Consider the following 8,347-nt stretch of genomic DNA (forward strand, 5'->3'; position numbering starts at 1 on the left):
GATCGACGCCGAACGGCTTGTCGGTCAGGCTTTTGACCTTACGCATCTCATCGCGGATGAACTCGGGCGTGCGCCCGGCCATGCCGAGGACGCCATAGCCGCCGGCGTTCGACACCGCGGCCACCAGTTCGGCGTAGGAGACGCCGCCCATGCCGGCGAGCATGATCGGGTGCTTGACCCCCAGCAGGTCGCAAAGCGGAGTGTGCAGCGTCATCGAAATCCTCCCAAATCTTATGCCGGGAGGATGGCGCCGGGCGTCGGCGATTGAAACCGTGACCCGACGTCATGAAGGGCGTGGCGACGCCAAACTCGTCATCCTCCGGGCGTCTGAAAGACGATCCGGGGGACGACGAAGGTTGGGAAGGTGGCAGCCCTAGAAAATGCCGTAGCCGCCGTCGATCAGCACCGAGTCGCCAGTGTGGAAGGCCGAGGCGTCGGAGGCGAAGTAGACCGCCATGCCGCCGAAATCGGCCGGCTTGCCCCAGCGGCGCATCGGCACGCGCTTGATGACGTTGTCGTTGAACTTGTCGTTGTCCTGGGCGCCGGCGGTCATGTCGGTGGCGATCCAGCCCGGCAGGATAGCGTTGGCCCGCAGGCCATAGCGGGCGTGCTCCACCGCGATGGCGCGGATCATCGGGATCAGCGCGCCCTTGGTCGCGGCATAGGCCTGGTTGCGGGCCGCGCCGTCGAGGGCCGAGAGCGAGGAGATCGCCACCAGCGAACCGCCAGGATCACCCTGTTCGGCGCGCGCGACGATGTGCTTGCAAGCCTCGCGGAAGGTGAAGAACACCCCGTCGAGATTGACCGACAGCACCTTGCGATAGGTCTCGGTCGGGAACTCGGAGAACGACTTGGCGCCGCCGCCGATGCCGGCGTTGGCGACCACGGTGTCGACCCGGCCCATCTTGGCCACCGCCTCGACCATGCCGGCGGCCACCGCATGCTCGTCGGCGACATTGACCACCTGGGTCAGGACCCGCACGCCGGTCGCCTTGAGCTTGTCTTGCGCGTCGGCGTTCTTCTGGGCGTTGGAGCCCCAGATCACGATATCGGCCCCAGCCTGGGCCATGGCCTCGACCATGCCGAAGCCGATGCCGCCGTTGCCGCCGGTGACCAGCGCCACTTTTCCGGTGAGATCGAATGGTGTGTAGGCCACGGCGTTTCCCTCATTTTCAAACAATTGTTGGGCGCAAGGGAGCGTGCTTACGCCCCGGCCGTCAAGCGCCTCCAATTGACTTTCCGAGCCACGAGCGTTCGATCCTGGGAGGCGACGACCGAGCGCCGAGGGAGACTGGCCATGCTGAAGCTCTACGATCACCCGCTCTCGCCCTACGCCCAGAAGGTCAAGATCGCGCTGCGCGAGAAGGGCCAGCCGTTCGAGATGCTGACGCCCGGCGGCCTTGGAGCCGGCGGCGCTCAGGGCGAGTTCATCCAGGCCAATCCCCGCGCCGAGGTCCCGGCCCTGGTGGACGGCGAGGTGATGATCTTCGACTCCACCATCATCCTCGAGTACCTCGAAGACCGCTGGCCGACCCCGGCCCTGCTGCCCGCCACGCCGGCCGAGCGCGCCCGCGTGCGGATGCTGGAAGAGGCGATGGACACCCACTTCGAGGCCATCAACTGGGGGCTCTCGGAGATCCGCTGGTTCCGCCGCGCCGAAGGCGAGCTGGAGCGCACCTTGCTGGCCCGCGCCGCCAGCCAGACCCGCCGTTGGTTCGGCTGGCTGGAAGGCCAGCTTGAGGGCCGCACCTGGTTCAACGGCGAGGCGTTCGGCTGGGGCGACCTGGCGGTGGCGCCCTATCTCAACGGCTCGGTCGGCCACGGTTTCCCGCCGGACAAGGGCTCGAAGCTGGAGGATTGGCTGGCGCGGGCCAACGCCCGGGCCTCAGTCGCGCAAACCTCGGCAGAGGCCGCGGCCTCGGCGAGCGCCTCGGCCATGCCCAATGTCGCCGAACTGGTCCGCCAGGGCCTGTTCAAGCGCGAGTACCGCGATCATCGGCTGGAATGGATGATCAAGAGTGGCGGCGCCCAGGTGGTGATCGACGGCCTGGCCCACGACAATATTCGGTTCAGCCCCGACTTCGGACCGCGCTGAGTCACAACTCAAAGAACATTGTTATATTTATGTGCGGGGAGCAAGCTGGGCCGGCGCGACAATGCGCACAGACAAAGGAGAGTTTCGCGTGAGGACGATCCTTGTATCCGCCGCCCTGGCCCTGGCGATCAGTTCGTCGGCTCAGGCCCAGAACGCCCCCAGGACCTACGATCTCGGCCCGGTCTGGCAGATCAGCTATATCGAGACCAAGCCGGGCATGTTCGATGACTACATGTCCTACCTGAACTCCACCTGGCGCGGCATCCAGGAGGCGGACAAGAAGCGGGGCGACGTCCTCGACTATCGCGTGATCGCCGTGGACTCGCCTCGGGACGGGGAACCCGACGTCATCCTGATGGTCCAGCTGAAGAACATGGCCGTCCTGGACCGCCCGCCCGAGGAAGGTGAGGCGGTCATGACCGCCGCCTTTGGCAGCGTGCCGAAGGCGAACCAGGCCGCGGTGTCCCGCGAGAGCGTCCGCGTGCTGCGCGGCCAGGTCACCGGGCGGGAACTGACGTTCAAAAAATAGCCGACAGGGACGGCGTCTGCTCGGTCGCCGTCCAACCGCCCTCGACGACCTCCCCGCGACGGGAGATCAGGCCTTGGCCTTCTTCGCCGCCGAAGGGGGCGGCGGTTGCGGGCGCGAGAACACCCATTCGGTGTCGCTCGAGGCGCTTTTCTGGAAGCTGTAGCCAGCGGTGTCGAAGGCCCGCAGATCGTCGGCCCGCTCGATACGATGGTCGATGACGTAGCGCGCCATCAAGCCGCGAGCCTTCTTGGCGTAGAATGAAATGATCTTCGACGAGCCGTCCTTCTCCTCGAAGAACTTGGTCGTCACCAAGGGGATCTTCAGGGCCTTCACGTCGACCGCGCCGAAATATTCCTGGCTGGCGCAGTTCACCAGGGTCGGGTCCTTGTGGCCGCGCGCGGCCTCATTGAGCGCTTGGGCGATCTTGTCGCCCCAGAAGTCATAGAGGCTGCCGCCGCGCCCCGTCTTGATCCGCACGCCCATCTCAAGGCGGTAGGCCTGGATGGCGTCCAGCGGCCGCAGCACCCCGTAGAGCCCCGAGAGGATCCGCACCCGGTCCTGGGCGAAGGCCAGCGCCTTCTTGTCCAGCTCGCGGGCCTTCAGCCCCGAATAGACGTCGCCGTTGAAGGCGAAGGCGGCCTGCAGGCCATCCTCCATGGCCGGGTCGAAGGCCTGGAACCGCTCGCGATTCAAATCCGCCAGCTTGTCCGACAGGTCCATCATCCGCTTCAGGTCCGAGGCCTTCAGCTTCTTGGTCGTGACCGCCAGTTCGGCGATGTCGGCGGCCATTTCAGGCGTCGTCGCGGCGACCGCGATGTCCGGGCGCGTGAAATCCATCGCCTTGGCGGGTGAGATGACGATCAGCATGGGGGACTCAGAAGAGGACGCGCGGGTTCATGATCCGCTTGGGGTCCAGGCTTTGCCGTATCGCCGACAGCGCCGCAACCTCGACCGGCGACTTGTAGCGCCGGGCCTCCTCGGTCTTCATCGAGCCCAGGCCATGCTCGGCCGAGATCGAGCCGCCCATCGAGGCGACGATGTCGTGGACGATCCGCGAGCCCTCGGCGCGCAGGGCCGAGTGGACGGCGTCGTCGCCGCCGTCCGGGCGGATGACGTCGTAGTGGATATTGCCGTCGCCCATGTGGCCAAAGGCGGTGACGCGACCGCCGGGAACCAGGGCCTCCATGCGCGCGGTCGCCTGGTCCAGGAACTCGGCGACCCGGCTGACCGGCACCGAGACGTCGTGTTTCCAGGTCGCGCCCTCGGGCTTCTGGCCCGGCGACTGGTTTTCGCGGATCGACCAGAAGGCCTTGGCCTGGGCCTGGGTCTGGGCGACGGCGGCGTCGCGGATCAGGCCGTCGTCCAGCGCCTTGCCGAGCAGACGCTCCATCGCCGCCTCCGCCGCGCCAGGCTCGCCCGAGGCGAGTTCGATCAGCACGTACCAGGGATGGATTTCGCTCAGCGGATCGCGTTGGCCGGCGATGTTCTTCAGCACGAACTCGATCCCGCGCCGGCCCATCAGTTCGAAGGCCTCGACCGCGCCGCCGGCCTCGTCCTTGGCGCGGACCAGCAGTTGGCTCGCCGCCTGCGGCGTATCGACCGCGGCGATGGCGGTGGCGCGCGACACCAGGACCGGGAACAGCTTCAGGCTGGCTGCGGTGACGACGCCCAGCGTGCCCTCGGCCCCGATCAGCAGCTGCTTGAGATCATAGCCGGTGTTGTCCTTGCGCAGGCGCTTCAGCCCGTTCCAGATCTCGCCGTTGGGCAGCACGGCTTCCAGGCCCAGCACTAGGTCGCGGGTGTTTCCATAGCGCAGGACCGCGGTGCCGCCGGCGTTGGTGGAGACCACGCCGCCGATGGTGGCGGTGCCCTCCGAGGCAAGATCCAGCGGGAACCGGCGGCCCTTCTCCAGCGCCGCCTCGTGCACGGCGGCCAGGGTGACCCCGGCCTCGGCGACGATCACGTCGTCGAGGGCGTCGATGTCGCGGATGGCCCGCAGGCGCTCGGTGGAGAGCAGGATTTCGCCGAGCGGGATCTGGCCGCCGACCAGGCCGGTGTTGCCGCCCTGGGGCGTGATCGGCACGCCGGCCTCCGCGCAGATCCCGATGACGGCGGCGACGTCCCGCGGGGTTTTCGGCAGGGCGAGAAAGGGCGTGTTCCCGTGCCAGCGGTCGCGCCACTCGACCAGCTTGGGCGCCAGGCGCTCAGGGTCCTGGCTCCAACCACCCTCGCCCAGCACGGCCTTGAGGCGGGAGACGACATCGGCGGAAATGGAAACGGTCATGGCGCCGATCCTAGCGCCTGGCGCCTAGCCGACAAAGCCCGCCGCGCGCTTGAGCCGGTCGTTGATCGCCTCGCCGAGGCCCTCGTGCGGAATGGGCGCGACGGCGATGGCGGCGGGGTCGGTGCGGTCGGCCTCGCGCAGGTAGGCGAACAGCCGCGCCGCCGCCTCGCGCAGGTCGGCCGAGGGGCTGAGGTTCCAGCGGTGATCGCCGGGACCGAAGGCCAGATAGGCCTCGCCAGGTTCAGGCGCCGTGGCGTTCAAACGCACCGGGGCCTTGGGCGAATAGTGGCGGGCCAGGCGGCCGGGCGAGCGCTTGGCGTCGGCCTGCGCCTCGGCCAGCGGGCCGATCAAGGCCTCGATCTGCGCGCGGGTCACCGAGCCGGGGCGCAGCAGACGCGCCTCGTCCAGCAGGGCGACGACGGTGGATTCCAGCCCGACCTCGCAGGGACCGCCGTCGAGGGCGGCGGCGGCGCTGACGCCGGTCTCCTCCACGGCGTCGGCGAAGCTGGTCGGGCTCGGACGCCCCGAGCGATTGGCCGAGGGCGCCACCACCGGCCCGCCGAACCGCGCCAGAAGCGCATGGGCGAGCGGGTGACCAGGGACCCGCACAGCAACAGTGTCGAGCCCGGCGCGGGCCAGGTCGCAGACCGGGGTGTCGGGGGCGATGGGCAGGACCAGGGTCAGCGGCCCCGGCCAAAAGCGCTCGGCCAGCTTGCGGGCGCGGTCGTCGAAGATCGCGATCTTCTCGGCCGCGGCCAGGTCGGCCACGTGGCTGATCAGCGGGTTGAAGCGCGGCCGGCCCTTGGCCTCGAAGATCGCCGCCACCACGGCCGGGTCGGACGCATCGCCGGCCAGGCCGTAGACCGTCTCGGTCGGCAGGATCACCAAGCCCCCGGCGCGCAGAGCCGCCTCGGCCGCGGCTAGCGCCGCGTCGCCGTCAGGTTGACGTTCACCTTCACGTCGGCCGGGATCTGATCGGTCTTTGTCCACTCGCCCTGTCCGACGCCGAAGGCTGTGCGGTCGAGGCTGGTTACACCGCTGACGCGCGCCTTGTCGCCTTCGATCTGCAGGCGGAACGGCAGGCGCGCCGGACGGCTGACGCCGCGCAGGGCGAGTTGGCCATGGGCGACGTAACGGTCGGTTCCGGTATTCTCGAACCTGTTGGCGGTGAAGGTCGCCTTGGCGTGGTTGGCGGTGTCGAACCAATCGCCGCCCTTCAGGGACTCGTCGCGCTGGCTATCGCCGGTGACCGCCGAGGCGAGATCGATGCTGACGCTCACCTTGGACTTGTCGAGCGCCTCGGGGCTGAAGCGTATGTCGGCGGTCCAGCGGTCGAAGCGGCCTTCGATGGCCTGACCGCCCCAAGTGGTGGTGAAGCCCAGCGTCGAGCCCTTGCTCACGGTCCAGACCGATGCTTCGGCCGGGGCTTGGACGGCCGGCGTCGCCGCGGCGACCTCCACCACGGGCGGCGGCGCCGACGTCGCATCAACGGCGGCGACCTCGACCACCGGCGGGGGCGGCAACGGCTTCGACGCCTGGGCGGCCGGCCGGATGGTCTGGGCGGCGGCGGCCACGCCAAGCGCCACCACCGCGATCGCGATCAGGCGCGGATCGAACCAGCGCCCGGGCTTGGCGCCCGGCGCCATGTGGGCCAGCACGGGTTCGTCGCGGCTGAAAAGCTGGTGCTTCAGAGCGCCGGCCACGTGCAGGGCGATCAGCACATAGGCGCCCCAGGCCAGCACCTCGTGACCCGTATGGCCAAAGCTGTTCCAGGCGGTTTTCGCCGGTCCGACGAGATGGGCCAACCCGGGAAAGTGCGGCCAGGGGACCATGCCAAACAGCAGGGTCGGGACTTGGATGCGGCTGGTCGACACCATGATCCAGCCGGTGATCGGCAGGCCGATCATGATCACATAGAGGCCGATGTGGGCGACCTTGGCGAGCCAGCGTTCCCAAGTCGCCATACCCGCCGGCAACGGCGGCGGACGGTGGGTCAAGCGCCAGGCGAGGCGCGCCAAGCTCAGCAGCAGAATGGAGATGCCGACCGACTTGTGAAGCTGGATGAGGGCGAAGCCCTGGGGGGTCCGACCGTCCATCCGCCAGGCCAGGATCACCTGGAAGATGATCGCCGCGGCGATCAGCCAATGAAGACCAATGGCGACGGTGCTGTAGCGGGTGCGGGTCATCGACTCGGCTGTCTCTCGGTGATCTCAGTCTTGAACACTAGCTCAGGATCATCGCCCGTCTCGCCTCCGGTGAAGCTCACGTCCGCAGATGGCTCCAAGCCGCCTTCACGGAAAGGCGTCGCCGGCCTCACGAAGCCGTGAAGTGTTGGAGCTCTCCGCCCCCTTGGCTTAAAGAACCGCAATATCCTCCGGAGTCCTGCAATGACCTTTCGCGCGCCGCTTCGCGATCTGACGCTCGCCCTCAAGACCGCCGGCCATCCAGCCTTGGTGGCGCAAGGCTTTCCGGAGCTGGACGAGGACACGGTCGCCGCCGTGCTGGAGGCCGCCGGCGCCTTTACGGAGGAAGAGCTCGCCCCACTGAACCGCAAGGGCGACCAGGTCGGCGCACGGTATGAAAACGGCGCGGTGGTTTCCGCCCCGGGCTTCGCCGCCGCCTACCAGGCCTTCGTGGCCGGCGGTTGGAACTCGCTGTCGGCCGATCCCGAGCATGGCGGCCAGGGCCTGACCAAGGCGATGGAGCTGGCCGTCTTCGAGATGATCCAGGCCGCCAACATGGCTTTTGGCCTCTGCCCGATGCTGACCCAGGCCGCCATCGAGGCGCTGGCCCTGCACGGCAGCGAGCGCCAGAAGCGGCTGGTGCTGCCCAAGCTGGTCTCCGGCGAATGGACCGGCACCATGAACCTGACCGAGCCGCAGGCCGGCTCGGACCTCGCCGCCGTCACCACCCGCGCCGAACCGGACGGCCAGGGCGGCTATCGCCTGACCGGCCAAAAGATATTCATCACCTGGGGCGACCACGACGCGGCGGAGAACATCTGCCACCTGGTCCTCGCGCGCCTCCCCGATTCGCCGCCTGGCATGAAAGGCATCTCGCTGTTCCTGGCGACCAAGCGGCTGGTGGACGACCAGGGCGCCCTCGGCGCGGCGAACACGCTGCGCGCGGGCTCCATCGAGCACAAGCTGGGCATCCACGGCTCGCCCACCTGCGTCATGCTGTTCGAAGGCGCCCAGGCCGAACTGGTCGGCGAGGTGAACAACGGCATCGCCCATATGTTCGTGATGATGAACGCGGCTCGCCTGCAGGTCGGCGTTCAGGGCGTGGCTATCGCCGAGCGGGCCTTCCAACAGGCCCTGGCCTTTAGCCAGGAGCGCAAGCAAGGCCGCGCGGTCTGGTCGGCGGAGTACCCCGCCCCGCTCTATGGCCACCCCGACGTGCGCCGCACCCTGCTGCTGATGAAGGCCAAGATCGAGGC

General features: G+C 68.5%; 9 protein-coding genes. 3 read left to right on the forward strand and 6 right to left on the reverse strand.

Going from position 1 to position 8,347, the window contains the following annotated elements:
* A partial coding sequence (locus Q7T84_RS15065) for a nitronate monooxygenase (protein ID WP_304810409.1) occupies nt 1-214 on the reverse strand: 214 nt, incomplete at its 3' end.
* A gap of 159 nt (nt 215-373) precedes the next feature.
* Nucleotides 374-1,156, reverse strand: coding sequence for an SDR family NAD(P)-dependent oxidoreductase (locus tag Q7T84_RS15070; protein WP_304810411.1), 783 nt, complete (start codon nt 1,154-1,156; stop codon nt 374-376).
* A gap of 141 nt (nt 1,157-1,297) precedes the next feature.
* On the opposite strand from Q7T84_RS15070, the gene Q7T84_RS15075 reads away from it, so the two are divergent.
* Nucleotides 1,298-2,095 carry a glutathione S-transferase family protein gene (locus Q7T84_RS15075; protein WP_304810413.1) on the forward strand — a complete coding sequence of 266 codons (798 nt, stop codon included), beginning with the start codon at nt 1,298-1,300 and terminating at the stop codon, nt 2,093-2,095.
* A gap of 88 nt (nt 2,096-2,183) precedes the next feature.
* Nucleotides 2,184-2,624 carry a hypothetical protein gene (locus Q7T84_RS15080; protein ID WP_304810415.1) on the forward strand — a complete coding sequence of 147 codons (441 nt, stop codon included), beginning with the start codon at nt 2,184-2,186 and terminating at the stop codon, nt 2,622-2,624.
* Nucleotides 2,625-2,690: 66 nt separating this feature from the next.
* Here Q7T84_RS15080 and yaaA read toward each other — a convergent pair whose 3' ends face one another.
* The 4 genes from yaaA to Q7T84_RS15100 are packed head-to-tail and all read right to left on the reverse strand — an operon-like array spanning nt 2,691 to nt 7,094.
* Nucleotides 2,691-3,491, reverse strand: a complete 801-nt coding sequence (yaaA, locus tag Q7T84_RS15085) for a peroxide stress protein YaaA (RefSeq protein WP_304810417.1) — start codon at nt 3,489-3,491, stop codon at nt 2,691-2,693.
* Between the two features lie 7 nt (nt 3,492-3,498).
* On the reverse strand, nt 3,499-4,908 hold the full coding sequence (locus Q7T84_RS15090; RefSeq protein ID WP_304810419.1) for an FAD-binding oxidoreductase: 1,410 nt from the start codon (nt 4,906-4,908) through the stop codon (nt 3,499-3,501).
* A gap of 24 nt (nt 4,909-4,932) precedes the next feature.
* A complete protein-coding gene (locus Q7T84_RS15095) occupies nt 4,933-5,898 on the reverse strand; it encodes an L-threonylcarbamoyladenylate synthase (protein WP_370653669.1) in 966 nt (321 codons plus the stop codon).
* Complete coding sequence (locus tag Q7T84_RS15100) at nt 5,829-7,094, reverse strand: YceI family protein (RefSeq protein WP_304810421.1); 1,266 nt, start codon at nt 7,092-7,094, stop codon at nt 5,829-5,831. The genes Q7T84_RS15095 and Q7T84_RS15100 overlap by 70 nt, the downstream gene beginning before the upstream one ends.
* Nucleotides 7,095-7,295: 201 nt before the next feature.
* On the opposite strand from Q7T84_RS15100, the gene Q7T84_RS15105 reads away from it, so the two are divergent.
* The coding region (locus Q7T84_RS15105) for an acyl-CoA dehydrogenase family protein (RefSeq protein ID WP_304810423.1) at nt 7,296-8,347 on the forward strand (1,052 nt) is incomplete at its 3' end.

It is taken from the genome of Phenylobacterium sp., assembly GCF_030654915.1.
Lineage (GTDB): Bacteria > Pseudomonadota > Alphaproteobacteria > Caulobacterales > Caulobacteraceae > Phenylobacterium.

Excerpts from the sequence above, each read along its gene's own strand:
- Q7T84_RS15075 (WP_304810413.1), top strand. The coding sequence starts at position 1,298 with ATGCTGAAGCTCTACGATCACCCGCTCTCGCCCTACGCCCAGAAGGTC.
- yaaA (WP_304810417.1), bottom strand. The coding sequence starts at position 3,491 with ATGCTGATCGTCATCTCACCCGCCAAGGCGATGGATTTCACGCGCCCG.
- Q7T84_RS15090 (WP_304810419.1), bottom strand. The coding sequence starts at position 4,908 with ATGACCGTTTCCATTTCCGCCGATGTCGTCTCCCGCCTCAAGGCCGTG.
- Q7T84_RS15100 (WP_304810421.1), bottom strand. The coding sequence starts at position 7,094 with ATGACCCGCACCCGCTACAGCACCGTCGCCATTGGTCTTCATTGGCTG.